The sequence below is a fragment of the Aneurinibacillus sp. Ricciae_BoGa-3 genome (assembly GCF_028421645.1).
Lineage (GTDB): Bacteria > Bacillota > Bacilli > Aneurinibacillales > Aneurinibacillaceae > Aneurinibacillus_B.
The window spans coordinates 1,443,696-1,460,945 of record NZ_CP116887.1 but is presented as its reverse complement, the minus strand read 5'-3'; the positions used below and the strand labels follow the sequence as shown (position 1 = coordinate 1,460,945).

The following is a 17,250-nucleotide window of genomic DNA, read 5'->3' as shown; positions in this document are numbered from 1 at the left end:
TTTACTTTCGGTTAAGCTATCACAATCTGGTTGCGCCCGTTATTCTTGGCCTTATAAAGAGCTTCATCCGCGCTTTGAAACAGCGTATCCACCGTATTTTTTTCGTCCTTTTCTGACCAGACGCTGATTCCGCTTGAAATGGTTATACGCGGTTCCGTGATTTCCATAACCTTCCTGCGCACTCTCTCTGCAACCGCAAGAGCCGTTTTGATCGAACTGGTCGGCAGATAAAGGGCCAGTTCTTCTCCTCCCCAACGTGCTGCAACATCTGTACCCCGCACGGATTTCTGCAGGATATCAGCTACCTGGATGAGTATTTTGTCACCGGTCTGGTGCCCGTAAGTATCATTTATCGATTTAAAATGGTCTAAATCAATTAATATCAGAGAACCAAATCCATCGTGCTGCATTGAAGACTGAATGTGGTCATACAGATATTTTCTATTAAAGAGGCCCGTCAGATTGTCGGTAATCACCATGCGTTCCACTTCTGCATGCAGAGACGCATTAGCCATAGCCAGGTTCATATGCTGTGCCAGCAGTTCGAGAAGTTTAAAGTCATCAAATGTAAAGTAATGCGGCTTAGAATCCATGACAATAACGGCGCCTTCTACATGTTCACCGCCGAGTAAGAGCGGCACACCCATAAAGGATCGGAAGGTGAAAAGCTGGCACGGCCTCTCGCCAGCCGGCAGGTCCGCCAGAATCACCGATTCCTTCTTCTCGGAGATTTGCCTGAGCCGATTTTGACTGCCATCAATCCGCTCCCCAATATGTTCCTCATTGGTTGCCGCCTGTACGGTAAACACGTCTTCGTTCGGATGTTTTCGCAAGATGCACGCGTACTCCGCATCAAACGTTTCCATTAGCTTTTTTGTAATAAAGCTGAGGACATCTTTCAGCTTGAGGCTTTTGTTTAACTGTTGTGTCACCTCATTAATTAAAAGCAATTCCCGAATGACATTTCTGGATTGTTTGTACAGCTGCGCATTCTCAAATGCATTTCCGGCTGAATCGGCAATCATGGAAATGTATGGGATTTCACGGTCTGAAAGCGCAAACAAATTGTCAGCGTTAAGCTCAAGCACTCCGTAGACGCCCTGATTGCCCCGAAGAGGGGCTGCCAGTGTTAGTTTCTCTCCCTGGGTTACGACAATGGTCTCGGCTTGCATAAATGCTCGCACACTAACCTCGCAATCCTCCGAATAAAAATTAAACTGTTTTATGTGAAGATTGCTGGAGTGTGAATCATGCGAAACCCACAAATTTACACGGAGATCCGGGTAGAGCATCAGCGTATTGTCTACAACAGCCCGAAGTACATCGTCCACATCTATGGAAGAGTGAATTTTTTTGGTGATCTCTAATATTTTGTTTCGCTTTTCTTCATCCTGCTGTATTTTTTGATAGAAGTACATGTTGTTGATGCCAAACGTTGCGCGGCCAATGACTCTTCGGATAAAATCAATCTCAACAGCTGTATAAGGAATATTTTCTGTATTAGAGAACGCAAAGAAGCCTAAAATTCTATTAGCAGAGTAAAGAGGAAATATCCAGTATGTTTGTGCGGGCATCCCCAACTCTACGATAAGAACCTTCTGTGTATCCGACTGCTGCCGGAACGAACACAGCTGGTGATAGATGAGGGAACTATTGTCATACAACGCCTGCTTATTGGACCTGTCTGCATCCTCATTAGAAAACCAACAGGTGAGGATAGAACGCTGGTCGCCATTAAATAGCGCCGCCGCGCAATCTCCTTTACCTAAAAGGACAGCAAGGCGGTGCACAAGCGAACCCATAAGGGAATAGGGGGTACGCTCCTGGCTAATCTCTTCGATTATCCCATCAATTTGCTGTTGCAGAAAATCGCGAAGGCTATAGCGAATCGAATATAGAAGACCGAGAATAAAAGCCGCAATACTGTTGGCATCGTCATCAGCATGCATCAAGGCGCCTATAAATCCATAGTTGATACCATCAACGATGACGGGTTGGCTTAGAACACGAATCTTCTTTATCTCGTCTATATAATTTCCTGCTAATTCAGCTGTTGTTAATGGATAATCGAATTCAAATAAAGATTGCCCGGTTTGTTCTACAGCAACAACTTCTCCGGCAGTGCTGGCAATAAAAAAACACCCATTAGCCAGCGGCATAGAATCCGCACTGTATTCGCTGATACAACTTTGAAATACATGCGCAAGTTTATTTTCAGGAGGACATCCCAGCGTTATCGCACTAGACGGATCTTTTCTCAACTGTCTGCCTTCTTTCTTTTGTCCGCTTACTGTCTCACAAATTATCAAAGAGATGTCTGTCGTCATTTGTTGTATGAACAACCCACCGGCCATTATTGTAACTCACATGATTGATCGCTGTATTGTGAATTCGCGTGATCCCCGGCCCGTGTTTACCTTTGCTCATAAAATGAAGCAGAGCGTTGATCGTGCCGCCATGGCTCACCACCACTATATTTCTTGCATTCGTTTCTTCCATAATCGTGTGAATGCACTGCATGGCTCTTGCCTGCATCGTGTCAAAAGGTTCAACATCATAGCCATCGTTCGAGTCGTGAGCACCAAAATCAGGCATTTGAACGCGGAGCAATTGATAGTCTTGCCCTTCCCATTTACCATAATGGCGTTCCCGCAACTCAGGATATGTATATACAGGCATTCCCTTTATATTCCCAATAATCTTGGCTGTATGGTACGCACGTCCAAGATCGCTTGAGCAAATATAATCAATTTCTTTTCCTTTTAGGCTAGCTGCCAAGCGGTTTGCCTGCTCTCTTCCACGTTCATTCAGCGGTATATCACTGTGTCCTTGAAGCCGGCGCAGTACATTCCATTCGGTTTCTCCATGGCGTATAAGGAAAATATTCCTATCATCTGCATCTAACACAGCTATCTCTACCTACCTTCTTACTAGTATTATTATACAAAAAAATTTCCATTTTTGATGGGAATTATATGACAAAAAAAAGGAGGACTTGCCGACCTGTCCTTCCTGCATAAGCATTGTTGCACCTTCATGGTGTGTCAAATTCTTGTCGTTCAGTTACCTCCCGCCATGCCAGACGGCATAGGGTTTACGATCTACATTGTACAATAACTTGGCATTTTTTATAAGTATGAATATTTAAAAAAGAGAAATCTATACATAACATTGACTTCTGCTGTCAACGAGATATAATATTACTTATGTATGCACAGGGTAGCATTGATTGTAGGTAAAAACGCCAGGTCAAATCTGGTTAGTTTCATCCCGAAAGCCAGCGGCTGAACTGCTTGCGAGGAGCATGCGGCGGAAACGCTACCGTCCGAAGAGCATGTAGCTAAAATAGAAACTAGCTTGGCGGAAGTAAACACCTATTAAATCTTATATAAAGGGGAACGAATAAACATGGCACGTTACACTGGCCCACGCCACAAATTAGCTCGCCGTCTTGGCATTTCTCTCGACGGTACAGGAAAAGATGTTAAACGCAACTTCCCACCAGGACAACACGGCCACGGCCGTCGTAAAATGAGTGAGTATGCGGTTCAATTAACAGAAAAACAAAAGCTTCGTCACATGTACGGCATGATGGAAAAGCAGTTCCGCAAACTGTTTGACGATGCTGGCAAATTAGGCGGCGTTCATGGTGAAAACTTCATGAAGCTTCTTGAATCCCGTCTGGACAACCTGGTATACCGACTTGGTTTTGCAGCGACTCGTCCTGCTGCACGCCAGCTTGTTACACATGGACACATCACAGTAAACGGCAAGAAATTAGACATCCCTTCTTACCGTGTAAAACCAGGTGATGTGATTGGCCTTCGCGAAAAAAGCCGCGGCCTGCAAATCGTTAAAGATTCGCTTGAAGCTCGTGCATTCCTGCCGAACTACCTGAGCTTTGATGATGCTGCAATGGAAGGTACGTACACTCGTCTTCCTGACCGTGAAGAGCTACCAGCCGAAATTAACGAAACACTTATCGTCGAGTTCTATTCTCGTTAGTAGTACGACGCTTTCAGAATACCGTCCCGCTGGGCGGTATTTTTTTATACTTTTGCGGTCCCGTATAAATAACATAGACTTAGAGTGCTTTAAAGTGTCTCTTATTTGCTATTCAATCAAAAAGGAGCCGCCCGATTAGGCAGCTCCCCCACATTATCCACGCACAACCTTAGCAAACTTTCTTTTGCCAACCTGTACGACCATTCCTTCTTCTATTTGAACATGATCATCCACCGATTCCACTTTTACTTCGTTAATTTTAACAGCTCCCTGCTGGACCATTCGCCTTGCTTCTCCGTTCGATGGGCAAAGCCCAAGCGTCACCAGCAGTTTTACGATCCACATCTTCCCGTTTTCCATCTCATCTTCCGCAATGATCTTTTCGGGAATATCAGTGGGTAACGCCCGCCGCTGGAATACGGTCTTGAAGTGGTTCTCAGCTTCTGCAGCTGCCTCTCTGCCATGGTACATCTCCACAAAGGTATGTGCCAGACGCATCTTTGCGTCCCTTGGGTGTACGGTGCCATCAGCCAGTCCTTGTTTAAGATTGCCCAGTTCTTCAAGCGAAATGGGTGTAGCCAGCTCGTAATACTTAACCATTAAATCGTCTGGAATAGACATGGCTTTGCCGTAAATCTCGTTTGGCGGCTCGCTAATGCCAATGTAGTTGCCCAGGCTTTTGCTCATTTTCTGTACGCCGTCAAGCCCCTCTATAATCGGCATCGTCAGCGCACACTGCTGGTTTAACCCGTATTCCTTCTGCAGCTGGCGGCCCATCAGCAAATTGAATTTCTGGTCGGTCCCCCCCAGTTCCACATCGCTTTCCAGTGCTACAGAATCATAGCCTTGCATAAGAGGATAGAAAAATTCATGGATGCTGATGGGCTGATTGCTTGTATAGCGCTTCTCAAAATCATCGCGCTCAAGCATGCGGGCAACCGTTACTTTAGCGGATAAGTTGACGACATCCGCAAAGTCCATGGGAGCTAACCATGTGCTGTTGTAATTAACTTCAACTTTTCCCATATCGAGGATTTTGGAAAACTGCTCCACATAAGTAGCTGCATTCGCTTTTACCTGTTCTTCCGTAAGCTGCTTCCTCGTCTCAGACTTGCCTGTGGGGTCGCCAATACGGCCGGTAAAATCACCGATTACAAGCTGTATTGTATGGCCCAGCTCCTGAAAATGGCGCAGCTTATGCAGGACCACCGTATGGCCGATATGAATGTCTGGCGCGGACGGATCAAGTCCCAGTTTGATCTTTAAAGGCTTGCCTGTAACTACCGACTTCTCGACTTTCTTACGCATTTCATCCTCAGGTACGATCTCTGCAGTTCCCCTTCGGATGATCGCCAACTGGCGTTCGACTTCCCGCAGCTGGACTTCCGTTAGTTTAACGCTACCTTGTTCCATGGCTTGTTCCCTCACTATCTTGTTGGTTTGTTCAGTTAACTTGGTTAACAAAAAAAGACCCATCCCATGCAAGGGACGAGTCTTTGCTCGCGGTACCACCCTAGTTAAGAGCTGCTGCTCTTCGCTCGTTAGATAACGGACCTGTTACGGCCGTCCGCTTCTTCCCATGGAAAGGCGGAATTTGCTCCAGCGCTGTACTTCACACTCTGGAACGGACCGGTTTGCACCTTCCACCGGCTCTCTGTATCCGTTATCAGAATATTACTTGTCGCTTTCCCAGCAAACAAATGATTATAAAAGCATTGATATTTTCATAATAACCAAAAGGAAGCATAACATGCAACATTTATCGTTATACAGCGTCTTTATGATATAATGTTTTTGTTCCGGAAGGGGGAAGTAGATGGGTAAAAAAGATGATTCTGCCAATGGATCAGGCAGGCCTAGAACAAGTTTCTGGTATACTTTTATAAAAATTATTAAAATTATGACACTAATGCTTTTTATGGGTGTTTTATTCACCGGAGGAGCCGCTGCCGGATACGTAGCCTCTCTTGTTAAGTCGGACCCTGTCCGCAGTTATAATGAAATTTATAATAAAATTAATAATAACAATTTAACAGGGTTTGCTTATTTTAGAGATAAGTCGTTAATCGGGCAGCTTCAGACGGATGAAGACCGACAGCTGGTTTCACTTGACCATGTATCCCCCCATTTTATTGATGCCATTACTTCCGCGGAGGATAGATATTTTTACCAGCATCACGGTGTGGTGCCTTCCTCAATCGCCCGGGCCGGAATCCAGCAATTGACCGGTTCATCTGTACAAACCGGAGGAAGCACACTGACGCAGCAGCTTATCAAGCAAACCATACTCTCGCCCAAGCAGACAATGGACCGCAAGTTCAAGGAAATTTTCTTGGCACTCCGCGTGGAACGCATGTTTACGAAAGACCAAATACTCACCGCTTACATAAATAAAATGTATTTAGGGAAAAGTTACCAGGGGTCTAATCTATACGGTATCGAAGCGGCAGCGCAAGGCATTTTTGGCGTCAGTGCGAAGGATTTAAACATTGCGCAGTCCGCTTATCTTGCTGGCATGTTTCAAGCGCCATACAGCTACATACCCTTTAACGACGGAGGCCGCAAAGCAGGAATCGTGCGGCAGAAATATGTACTCAGCCGGATGCTGGAGGACCATAAAATCAACCAGAATGAATATGAGGAAGCCCTGAAATATGATATAAAAGCTCACCTCAATACGAAGCCGAAAGAAAAGGCATTCGATAAGTATCCGTATCTCACCGTAGAAATTGAAGAAAGGGCTGCTGTAGAACTGTTGAACCAGGATCTGGAAAAAAATCCAGACTTGAAAAAACAAAACTACCAAACTTTGTTGGAAGAGAAAAAAAGGAAATTCGGCAGGGTGGCTATCATATCTACACAACGATTGATAAAACACTCTACGATAAAATGCAGGCCATTGGTTCGAATGCGGATAATTTCGGCCCTAATTTATCGTATTACATCGGGAACAAGAAATGGTCCAATCAGCCTGAGCAGGTTGGTGCTGTTCTCATTCAGAATAAAACAGGCGCTATCCTTGGCATGATTGAGGGACGAGGTTTTAAATCGCAGCAGTTCTCCCATGTAACGCATCCCAGACAACCCGGTTCCACAATGAAACCGTTATCCGCTTACGCTCCTGCATTAGAGCTGGGACTCGTGCAGCCTGCCAGCATTATAGACGACTCACCCATTGACATTAACGGCTGGCAGCCAAAAAATGACGATCTTAACTGGCATGGCAGTGTGACAGCTCGGCAGGCACTTGCGTACTCGTACAACATTCCGGCCATTAAAACCTATTTAAAGACTGGAATCAAGGAATCGCTGGCATATGTGAGAAAAATGGGAGTCACCACGCTAACCAATGAGGATAATTATGCGCCGTCCGGCGTTATCGGGGGTCTTACACAGGGGCTTACGGTAGAGCAAATTACGAATGCCTATGCAACGTTTGCCAATCAGGGCAATTTCGTTCATTCCTATATGATTGAACGAATCGAGAACAGCGACCACCAGGTGATCTACCAACATAAAACCGACTCAGCTCCCGTATACTCGCCTCAGACAGCGTGGTTAATTACCGATATGATGCGCTCCGTCGTACATGAAGGAACCGCTTCAGGAATCATACCAAATTATATCGGAAACGAAGATGTGGCCGGGAAAACAGGAACGACTTCCGATAATAAGGATAAGTGGTTTGTGGGCTACTCGCCTGACATATCCATTGGAGTATGGGTAGGCTTTGACCAGCCGTACGCGATTCCACATTATTCGTACTACCGTGCCCAGAAAATCTGGGGAAAAATTTTCTCAACTGTAATAAACACAGAGCCTCAACTTTCCCCTGCGAGCCATAAAATGGCGATGCCAGCCGGCATAGTTGAACGAACAGTAGACTTACGCAACGGCAAGCTTGCATCGGGAAATTCAGGTCCCGTTACAACCGACTATTTCAATGAAAAGTACGTTCCCCAGGAGTACAGCAACGAGCCGAGCCCCGTTCAGGCAAGTGACCTGGGGACTACTGGTAAATCGGCAGTTCCTGCCAACCCGGCAGACCCTGGCAAACAACCAGGCTCCATTACTCCGCCAAATACAGGGGGAGCTGACAACGGAAGCCATTCAGGCACACAGACGCAAAACCAGCAGCCGTCACCTGCCCACCCGAATAAGTCGGGAACAGGAGAACACCAGACACCAAAACATCAGCAGCATACCGGACACGGAAGCCATGCTGCTCATGCCAATCATTAATAACAAGACTCAGGTAACATGCGGCCTAAAGCGTTGGCCAACTTTAGTTTCCAGTGATAAAAACATTCCAGGGATGCCTGGTGAACATCGAATCAAGCAAAGAGGGGATGCATAAGCATCCCCTCTTTATTTTAGCTTAGTTAAACAGCAAAAGAGGGAACTAAACAGTCCCCTCTCATCCTCATTCATTGCTCACCATATTAACCCTGTATTTTTAATCTTCCATGGTGGACAGGTCGCCTGTAGGCAAGCCCAGCTCCCATGCCTTAAGCACGCGGCGCATAATTTTACCTGAACGTGTTTTTGGCAACTTGTCACGCACTTCAATTTCACGAGGAGCAGCATGCGCAGCAAGACCTGTTTTCACAAACTGGCGGATATCTTCCTGCAGCGCCTCTGAGTTCTCATAGCCATCGCGCAGCGCAATAAACGCCTTGATGATTTCTCCGCGTACAGGGTCAGGTTTGCCGATCACCCCTGCTTCTGCTACTGCCGGATGCTCAACCAGTTTGCTCTCCACTTCAAACGGGCCCACTCGTTCACCCGCTGTCATAATGACGTCATCTACCCGGCCCTGGAACCAGAAGTATCCTTCCTCGTCCATATAGGCGGAATCGCCTGATACATACCATCCTTTAAGGCGAAAATATTCTTCATACTTAGCCGGATTGTTCCAAATGCGGCGCATCATGCTTGGCCAGCCAACTTTGATTGCCAGGTTCCCCATCCTATTTGGCGGAAGTTCATTGCCCTGGTCATCCACGATCGCAGCTGCGGTACCCGGGAAAGGCTTGCCCATTGAGCCCGGTTTAACGTCCATTGCCGGATAGTTGCAGATCAGCTGGGCGCCTGTCTCTGTCATCCACCAGGTATCATGGATGCGCTTGTCAAATACCTTCATCCCCCAGTATACTACCTCAGGATTCAGAGGCTCACCTACGCTCAGAACATGGCGAAGGCTGGATAGATCATGCTGCTTCACTAGCTCGTCCCCCGCACCCATTAACATGCGGAAAGCTGTGGGCGCGCTGTACCATACTGTTACCTGGTATTTTTCAATGGTAGAATACCAGTCATGCGGGCTAAAACGTCCGCCCCGGATAACATTGGATGCACCATTTAACCATGGGCCAAAGATACCATAGGATGTACCGGTTACCCAGCCCGGGTCAGCCGTACACCAGTAGACATCGTCTTCCTGTAAATCAAGCACCCATTTTGCGGTCTGGTAATGCTGGATCATTGCGTTATGAACGTGAAGGACGCCTTTTGGTTTCCCGGTAGAACCCGATGTATAATGCAGGATTAAACCGTCTTCACGGTCAACCCATTCGATATCTAAATTAGAGGAAGCCTTTGCCATTTCCTGCTCAAAGCTAATCTGGCCTTCTCCCGCTTCTCCCTCAGCGCCTACGAGAATCACATGCTTGAGCTGCGGGAGTTCTGAGACTGGAACGCGGTGCAGAAGTTCAGGTGTTGTAATGATCGCCACCGCCCCGCTGTCATCCAGGCGGTCACGAACCGCACCTTCCATAAACGCTTCAAAAAGCGGGCCAACAATAGCTCCGACTTTAATTGAACCAAGGACGCTGACATATAGTTCGGGTGTCCGCGGCATGAATACGAAAACCCGATCACCCTTAACAATGCCAAGGTTGCGGAGTACATTTGCAAATTTATTAGAGAGCCTTTTCATTTCTAAGAACGTATATTTCTCATCACGCTTCTGATCGCTGTAATAAAGAGCAATTTTATTTTTGCGCCAGCCTTCAGCGTGGCGATCAATTGCTTCATAAGCCATGTTTACTTTCCCAGTTGTATGCCAGGAAAATTCTTTTTCAGCATCCTCCCATGAGAAATTCTTGTATGCTTCTTCATAGCTAGGCATATTGTAACCGGTGCCGGTCACAGGCAGTCTCTTCTGGTGTAGTGTTTCATTCATACGCTCCAACTCCTCTCCCTATTTATATTTGTTTTGAAAACCCTTTCTTAATTTTATTATAACAAATAGTCAGTCTATTAGGCAAATTTTCCTTGTAAATAATTTTCCCGTTCACCGCATTTTCAAAACTTTTACCCAAATATTCGTGTATAATGAAAAATAAAAAATTTTCACCCATTTGAGGATAAAAGGTGTGACAGGAAATATGGAGCATAGCAAAGCGTTCTACCGTCGTGAAAAAGAGACGAAATACGGTACCCTTATCATTGAAGGCCCGGTAACGGGTGAAAGAATTGCCTCTTTGAACATGCATGAAGGCTTGAAAGCTTTTCGACGCCCGAGGGAACAGCAGCGAGCTATTGCCGAAATTGCGGACCTTCCGGAAGGCCGCGTTATTATCTCGGTACATGATGAGACCATTATTGGCTATGTCACTTTTTTATATCCCGATCCCATGGAACGGTGGTCGCAAGCCAATATGGATGATCTGCTTGAACTCGGAGCGATTGAAGTAAGCAGCGACTACCGGCATCAGCATGTTGCGGAAGATATGCTTTCTGTTGCCTATATGGATGACGCAATGGAAAATTATATTGTTTTTACTACTGAATATTACTGGCATTGGGATCTAAAGAGTACGGGCCTCAGCGTTTGGGAATACCGCAAAATCATGGAGAAGGTAATGGCTTCAGTCGGTCTGGAGTGGTTTGCCACCGATGACCCGGAGATTAGCGCCCACCCGGCCAACTGTTTGATGGCGCGCATTGGCAGCCGGGTCGCAATGGAATCTATCCAGGCATTTGATCGGATACGCTTTCAAAATCGCTTTATGTATTAAGAATCTTTTTCTATTTCGTAGATATAGATCATACAATGGTTGGTATAAATAGAGGTCAACGGGAGAAGTGAAACCTGAGAGGAGGAAGCCAAAATGCTCGTGGAGAATATTATGAAACGGGACATTATAACGGTGAGTCCCACCGATTCCATTCGTCTGTGCTTGTTAAAAGTCGATCAAAATCGGATTCGGCATTTACCCGTCGTCGAAAAAGGAAGATTAGTTGGCATTCTTTCTGACAGGGACGTAAGAGATGCCTGTCCATCCCTCATTGGTGAAAGCCATGAAGATGACAATCAGGTGATGAGTACTCCCATTTCCGTTATCATGCGCAAGGATGTTATTACCTGCCACCCGCTGGACTTTGTGGAAGAAGCAGCTCTTGCCATGTACGACAATCATATCGGTTGCCTGCCGGTAGTTGCAGGCGATGAACTGAAAGGCATTGTGACCGAGACGGATATTTTACATACACTAGTGGAATTAATGGGTGTACATTATCCCAGCTCACATATCGAAGTAGAAGTAGATGATAGACCGGGGCTGCTTGCGGATATCACACAGCTTTTTAAAGAAGCAAACTGTAACGTCACAAGTGTACTTGTCTTTCCCGGAAGGCATTCGGGGAACAAAAATCTGGTGTTCCGCGTACAAACAATTGATCCACGCAAGATCGTTTCCAAAATTGAAGAGGCCGGTTACCGCGTAGTATGGCCCAGCGAATTAGAGGGATCTGTATGAGTAGTAAAGCCGCGTTTATTTACAGTGACGAATACTTAAATTATTACTTTAACGATGACCATCCATTTAATCAAAAGCGCCTAGTAATGACAATGGACTTGCTCCGCGGTTTAAACTTGCTTGCAGAGGAACACATCGAAGCCCCGCGCCAGGCAACGAACGATGAATTATCCCTTGTGCATGATCCGCTGTATATAAAAGCTGTAAAGGAAGCCGGCCATACGGATGGTGAACTGGCTATTGCCGCAAGTTACGGGCTCGGCACAGAAGACACGCCTACCTTTAAAAACATGCACGAAGCGACTGCCTTAATTGTGGGCGGAACAATTCGCGCTTGTGAGCTGGTGATGTCAGGGCAATATAGGCATGCTGTAAATCTCGCCGGCGGCCTGCATCACGGGTTCAGGGGAAGAGCTTCCGGTTTTTGTGTATACAATGACTGCTCGGTAGCCATTGCCTATCTTAGAAAGCATTACGATGCAAAAGTGTTATATATCGATACCGATGCCCATCACGGAGACGGTGTCCAGTGGGCTTTTTATGATGATCCGAATGTGCTGACGCTGTCTTTCCATGAAACCGGAAAATATTTGTTTCCTGGAACCGGCAATATTACCGAGCGCGGGGACGGACAGGGCTATGGGTTCAGTGTGAATGTTCCTCTTGACGCCTTCACAGAGGACGAGTCCTGGCTTGATGCTTATTACAGCGTACTCCCAACCGTGGCCCGGGGTTTTAAGCCTGACGTAATCGTAACGCAGAATGGCTGTGATGCCCACACCTTTGATCCGCTGACTCATTTATCTGCGAGCATGCGAATCTATCAGGAGATCCCGAAGTTAGCGCGAGCGCTTGCTGACGAGCTCTGCGAGGGGAAACTTATCGCCACCGGGGGAGGCGGCTATGACATCTGGCGCGTGGTGCCCCGGGCCTGGAGTCTGTTATGGGCAGAGTTATCTGGCCAGCAGGTAGAACACAATATTCCGGTTCCGAATGACTGGATCAAAAAATACCAGCCGCTCAGCCCGGTCCAGCTTGCCCCCACCCTTCTCGATCCCGAGGGGATTTTTCCTCCCATTCCACGTCGAAATGAAATTACGACGAAAAACAAAAACACCGTGGAAAAAGCACTTCTTTACTGCCCCCGAGGATAATGAGAAAAACATCGCGGGCCATGCCGCTCTCTCCTTTCCCCTCATAGAAGCTTTTACGGCCGCTTTGTGGAACGACGGACGGACCGGCATTAGGGAATCTTGGCTAGCGGCAAGCGGAAGCGCAGGCAGCAACCTAAGTTGCACTTATGCCGAAAGGTAAAATCGATACACCTTTCGGCCTGGGGGAAAGAAAGGTGCGGAAATGCGCCTCACGATGTTTTTCTTCGATGTTTCGGGACCGGAAGTCCCATTTAAAAAATCGCTCAAGGCACTTCAACAGTGTGAAGCCCGTAAACTTTTGATATCCAGAGAGAAAGGGACCTAGCGGTACCCATCCCAAACAACTTTAACACTTTAAAGCAATATATAGTTTATTATACGAATCGAGTAGGAGGGGGTGATTAACCCCCGACCTCTCACACCACCGTACGTACCGTTCGGTATACGGCGGTTCATTATGTACTCCGCAACGAGTCATATCGTTCTGCCAGACTCTTAAGCTGAAGCGATTCGAAGAATCGATTATTCAACGTTCGATCCAGGACAGGACTGTTGGAAATACGCCAGTATCCCTTGCGGGAATTACCCCACTCGAAGGCTTTTGCTTTAGGAACACCTAAAGCGATAAGCCTTTTTACTTTTGTACGGGGAAGTTTCCACTGTTTCCATAGGCACATCCGCAATCGTCTGCGAATCCACATATCAAGACTTTTGAAAACACTTGGCGTATCTGCCAGCGCAAAGTATCCCAACCATCCCATGAGATATTGATTGAGTTCCTCGATTCTATCATCGATAGCCATCGGACTCTTCCGGGACGTGATCGCGCGGATTTTCTGTTTAACTCTTTTCAGAGATTGGGGAGCGATGCGGACTTTCGGATTGACATGGAAGGTAAAGCTAAATCCTAGAAATTTGCGTTTCCATGGACGGTCTACCGCACTCTTTTCCTGATTCACTTTAAGCTTGAGTGTTTCTTCAATAAAGTTGGTCACCGATGCTTTCACCCGTTCTCCCGCTTTACGTGTACGAACGTAAATATTACAGTCGTCTGCATAGCGGACAAACTTGTGTCCTCGCTTCTCCAGTTCCTTATCCAGTTCATCTAATACGATGTTGGAAAGCAACGGACTTAGTGGACCACCTTGCGGCGTGCCCTCTTCCGAATCTCTGACAACTCCATGTATCATGACACCCGCTTGAAGAAATCGACGAATCAAGAGAAGAACCGTTTTATCTTCTACTTTCTCCGCTACCTTCCTCATCAACCGATCATGATTCACTTTGTCGAAGAATTTCTCTTTAGCGATATAAGATAGACCCATAGGATCATCCCTAGACAAGATCGTGAGATCTTGTAAACTAACTTCAGAGAGGTACACATCTTATGGAATCTATCATCGAGGATTATCGAGAATATCAAACCATTATTCGAGGATATACGCCAAAAGTGGTGAAAGCTACTTGGCGGGAACTCAAAAAGCTAGCTCAATATCTGGAGAACTTATCCATCAACTTTCAAAACGTTCAACTCGTTCACCTGGAGAACTACTGTATTGAACGTACAGAAAGTAAATCTCTTGGATACCGAAATGTAATCATTAGTCAACTTCGTTCTTTTTTTAATTATTTAGTGCAGCAAGAATTACGTTTAGAAAATCCTGCTCGTCATCTAAGGTATACGAATCTAGATCTTTATCAATCCTTACCTGAGATCGCTTCAATAGAGGAAATTCAAGATTGCCTAAAGGAATTAAAAAGGCAAATCGACAGTTGTTTGAGCCGTCGTCAATTCGACCCTATCCGAAAGCGTAATCTGGCCTTATTTGCTCTTTTGTATGCCTCCGGCATTCGAGCTGGAGAAGCAGCAAACTTACAGATCAGAGATATTCTATGGGAAGAACAAGTTCTCATCATTCGAGAAGGAAAAGGGCGAAAAGAACGGCGAGTTCCCGTCGTTAATGAGATATTAGAATTACTTCAGATTTATTTAGCTACGCGTAATGATCTTGAACCTAACGCACCGCTATTCTTAACCTGGCGGAAAGAAGCGATGGACAACAACTTAATAGGTGCTACCTTTAGGAAATATCATGAGATGTGGGAAAAATCCCTTCGCCCCCATCAACTACGCCATATTTGTGCAAGTCATCTGTATCAACAAGGAGGCAATATCGTACAAATCAAAGACTGGTTAGGCCATAAACGGCTGACAACAACCCTTCATTATACTCGGATTCAAAACCCAGAGATAGAAGCAACACTGGAGTCACACCCTATCAACGAAATGTCTTGTTCATCAAAACCCAAGTTGGAAATTGTTAACGTATCTAGCCAAAATAAACCACTACGTCGAAAATATACGATGACTCCCATAGCTGAACCTCTTACAGGAAAATTAGCAGAACAAATTCAAGAATTCCTTCGAACTGCAGAGGGTATGAAGAAATATTCGAAGGGTACGTTAAAGGAATTTCGTTTTAGTCTTACTCGATTTGCCGTAGGCTGTCCACATTGTCTGGAGAAAGGAATTGAGGTGTTACGTGCCGTAGACATCATTCGCTGGCTTAGTGCTCGTAGACAAGCCGGAATCTCTCCTTGTACGATAGACAAAAATCTATCCCACCTTCGCTCATTTATGGCTTACGCCATAGACCGTGGCTGGAGAACTGAAAATCCGATGGAGGCACTTAAAATGGTACCCAAACAACCGAAAGAACAAACCTATTTAACGGAAGAAGAGATGCTACGTATACTTTCTGCACCTGATCGCTCAACTAACCAAGGTTTTACGGACTTTATTACTCTTTTGGTACTCTATGCAACAGGGCTCCGTGTCGGAGAACTGAGTGCTCTAAACATCGAAGATGTGGACCTAAAAGAAGGCTGGATTCATGTACGAGAAGGAAAATCAGGTGATCGTCAAACAGCTATTCCTAAAGCAGCTATTGGCGACTTAAAAAAGTATGTTGGACTCTATCGCAAAGCCAAATCGGGCCCTTTCCTATTGAATCAAAAAGGAACTCGTATTAAACCATGGACCATAACAAGGCGTATACGAAAATATTCCGAAGCTGCTCATATTGAAAAGCCTGTTAGCCCTCATACCATTCGTCATACTTTTACGGCTCATCTTATCCAACGAGGTGGAAGAGTAGAAGTCATAGCTAAAGCACTTGGACATAAGTCATTAAAAGAAACCACCCCCTATGCTCACGCCGATTTCGAGGATATCAGAAAAGCCGTTAGCCTACTTCGCAGAAATATTCCACCCGTGTCAGGAGAGAAAAAGCATGAATAATGAAGCCATTCTTAGAGAATTTCTCGACTATACCCAATTTGTTCGAGGTTGTCGTCCTAAAACCGCCGATGCCTACGCCATCGATATGAAAGTTTGGCAAACATTTTGTAGAAATGACTACCCACAAATGGACAATCCCTCCAAAGCTAAAATGGTTGTGGATTATATCCGCTACCTTCGTGTTGACCGTAAGAATGGTTCTTCTGCTGTGCAACGTAAATTGGCCACCCTTTCAGCATTTATCGACTATCTCATTCTTATGGAGATAATAACTCCTAAACAAGATGAACGAAAAAAATGGCCGAAACTTCTCGATACACCGGAACGACTTCCAGTGGTCTTAGAAAACAAAGAAATTCAACAGATACTCACCCAACCAGACACCACAACTATTTTAGGCCGCCGTGACCGGGCAATCCTTACTTTGATCTACTCAGTTGGACTACGAGTAAGTGAAATCTGCTCCCTCCAGCTACGTAATGTCCATTGGGAAGAGAAACGAATTCTGATTCAAGGAAAGGGGGGACGGGAGCGATATGTACCACTGGATTCAATCGTTGAAGACGTCATTAAGGATTACCTCACTTCTAGAACTAGCACTATTTCTGAGCTCTTTGTCAGCAAAAAGGGAGGTGCGCTAACTTCTCGAGCTATTCAGTTTATGGTTAAGAAATATGCGGCACGAGCTGGTATCGATAAGAAAGTCACTCCCCATAAATTGCGACATACATGTGCTACTCACCTTTTGCAAGAAGGCGCTCATTTAGTGGCCATTCAAAAATTATTAGGCCATAAGAGCCTAAATACGACTCAAATTTATCTACACATCACCATTACAGACTTAAAACAACTTTCTCAACGCCATCCGATGCGTAAAATGCGTACTGTCATAGGCTTATGCGGTAAACCAGTAACTTGTTTTCAAGCACCTTACGGTGCCCGAACGGGTACGTAATTCTGAAATACTGCGATTTAATTAGAAAAACATAGATAATAAACGTTAATTAACTTAAATAGGCGAGGGCCA

At 45.6% G+C, this 17,250-nt stretch carries 12 protein-coding genes, 1 pseudogene and 1 other annotated feature; of the genes and pseudogenes, 8 read left to right on the top strand and 5 right to left on the bottom strand.

Annotated features, from left to right (window positions below; all coding sequences use genetic code 11):
• Window positions 1-11: 11 nt before the first annotated feature.
• Both PP175_RS07520 and PP175_RS07515 read right to left on the bottom strand, forming a co-directional pair.
• The gene (locus PP175_RS07520) at window positions 12-2,261 is read right to left on the bottom strand and encodes a sensor domain-containing diguanylate cyclase (protein ID WP_272442165.1); all 2,250 of its coding nucleotides are present in this window, start codon (window positions 2,259-2,261) and stop codon (window positions 12-14) included.
• 34 nt (window positions 2,262-2,295) lie between these two features.
• On the bottom strand, window positions 2,296-2,907 hold the full coding sequence (locus PP175_RS07515; RefSeq protein ID WP_272442164.1) for a histidine phosphatase family protein: 612 nt from the start codon (window positions 2,905-2,907) through the stop codon (window positions 2,296-2,298).
• Between the two features lie 501 nt (window positions 2,908-3,408).
• Between PP175_RS07515 and rpsD the strand changes: the two genes are divergently transcribed.
• The gene (rpsD, locus tag PP175_RS07510; RefSeq protein WP_272442163.1) at window positions 3,409-4,005 is read left to right on the top strand and encodes a 30S ribosomal protein S4; all 597 of its coding nucleotides are present in this window, start codon (window positions 3,409-3,411) and stop codon (window positions 4,003-4,005) included.
• 153 nt (window positions 4,006-4,158) lie between these two features.
• Here the strand turns inward: rpsD and tyrS are convergent, their stop codons facing one another.
• Window positions 4,159-5,418: a tyrosine--tRNA ligase gene (gene tyrS, locus PP175_RS07505; protein ID WP_272442162.1), complete on the bottom strand. Its 1,260-nt coding sequence runs from the start codon at window positions 5,416-5,418 to the stop codon at window positions 4,159-4,161.
• A 68-nt stretch (window positions 5,419-5,486) separates the two neighbouring features.
• Window positions 5,487-5,705, bottom strand: a binding site (T-box leader).
• Window positions 5,706-5,821: 116 nt separating this feature from the next.
• Between tyrS and PP175_RS07500 the strand changes: the two genes are divergently transcribed.
• Together PP175_RS07500 and PP175_RS07495 are read left to right on the top strand one after the other, a co-directional pair.
• A complete protein-coding gene (locus PP175_RS07500) occupies window positions 5,822-7,033 on the top strand; it encodes a transglycosylase domain-containing protein (protein WP_272442161.1) in 1,212 nt (403 codons plus the stop codon).
• Complete coding sequence (locus PP175_RS07495; RefSeq protein ID WP_272443209.1) at window positions 7,030-8,247, top strand: transglycosylase domain-containing protein; 1,218 nt, start codon at window positions 7,030-7,032, stop codon at window positions 8,245-8,247. The genes PP175_RS07500 and PP175_RS07495 overlap by 4 nt, the downstream gene beginning before the upstream one ends.
• 214 nt (window positions 8,248-8,461) lie before the next feature.
• Here the strand turns inward: PP175_RS07495 and acsA are convergent, their stop codons facing one another.
• Window positions 8,462-10,189, bottom strand: coding sequence for an acetate--CoA ligase (acsA, locus tag PP175_RS07490; protein WP_272442160.1), 1,728 nt, complete (start codon window positions 10,187-10,189; stop codon window positions 8,462-8,464).
• 205 nt (window positions 10,190-10,394) lie between these two features.
• Between acsA and PP175_RS07485 the strand changes: the two genes are divergently transcribed.
• The 3 genes from PP175_RS07485 (at window position 10,395) to PP175_RS07475 (ending at window position 12,922) form a co-directional block, all read left to right on the top strand.
• Window positions 10,395-11,027 carry an N-acetyltransferase gene (locus PP175_RS07485; RefSeq protein ID WP_272442159.1) on the top strand — a complete coding sequence of 211 codons (633 nt, stop codon included), beginning with the start codon at window positions 10,395-10,397 and terminating at the stop codon, window positions 11,025-11,027.
• A gap of 93 nt (window positions 11,028-11,120) precedes the next feature.
• Window positions 11,121-11,768, top strand: coding sequence for an acetoin utilization AcuB family protein (locus tag PP175_RS07480; RefSeq protein WP_272442158.1), 648 nt, complete (start codon window positions 11,121-11,123; stop codon window positions 11,766-11,768).
• Complete coding sequence (locus PP175_RS07475; RefSeq protein WP_272442157.1) at window positions 11,765-12,922, top strand: acetoin utilization protein AcuC; 1,158 nt, start codon at window positions 11,765-11,767, stop codon at window positions 12,920-12,922. Before PP175_RS07480 ends, PP175_RS07475 begins: the two co-directional genes overlap by 4 nt.
• Window positions 12,923-13,377: 455 nt before the next feature.
• Here PP175_RS07475 and PP175_RS07470 read toward each other — a convergent pair.
• Window positions 13,378-14,223 (bottom strand): annotated as a pseudogene (locus tag PP175_RS07470) (reverse transcriptase domain-containing protein); the annotation flags it as partial.
• 86 nt (window positions 14,224-14,309) lie between these two features.
• Between PP175_RS07470 and PP175_RS07465 the strand changes: the two are divergent.
• Together PP175_RS07465 and xerA are read left to right on the top strand one after the other, a co-directional pair.
• Window positions 14,310-16,223, top strand: coding sequence for a tyrosine-type recombinase/integrase (locus PP175_RS07465; RefSeq protein ID WP_272439478.1), 1,914 nt, complete (start codon window positions 14,310-14,312; stop codon window positions 16,221-16,223).
• A complete protein-coding gene (gene xerA, locus PP175_RS07460; protein ID WP_272439344.1) occupies window positions 16,216-17,178 on the top strand; it encodes a site-specific tyrosine recombinase/integron integrase in 963 nt (320 codons plus the stop codon). The genes PP175_RS07465 and xerA overlap by 8 nt, the downstream gene beginning before the upstream one ends.
• Window positions 17,179-17,250 lie beyond the last annotated feature (72 nt).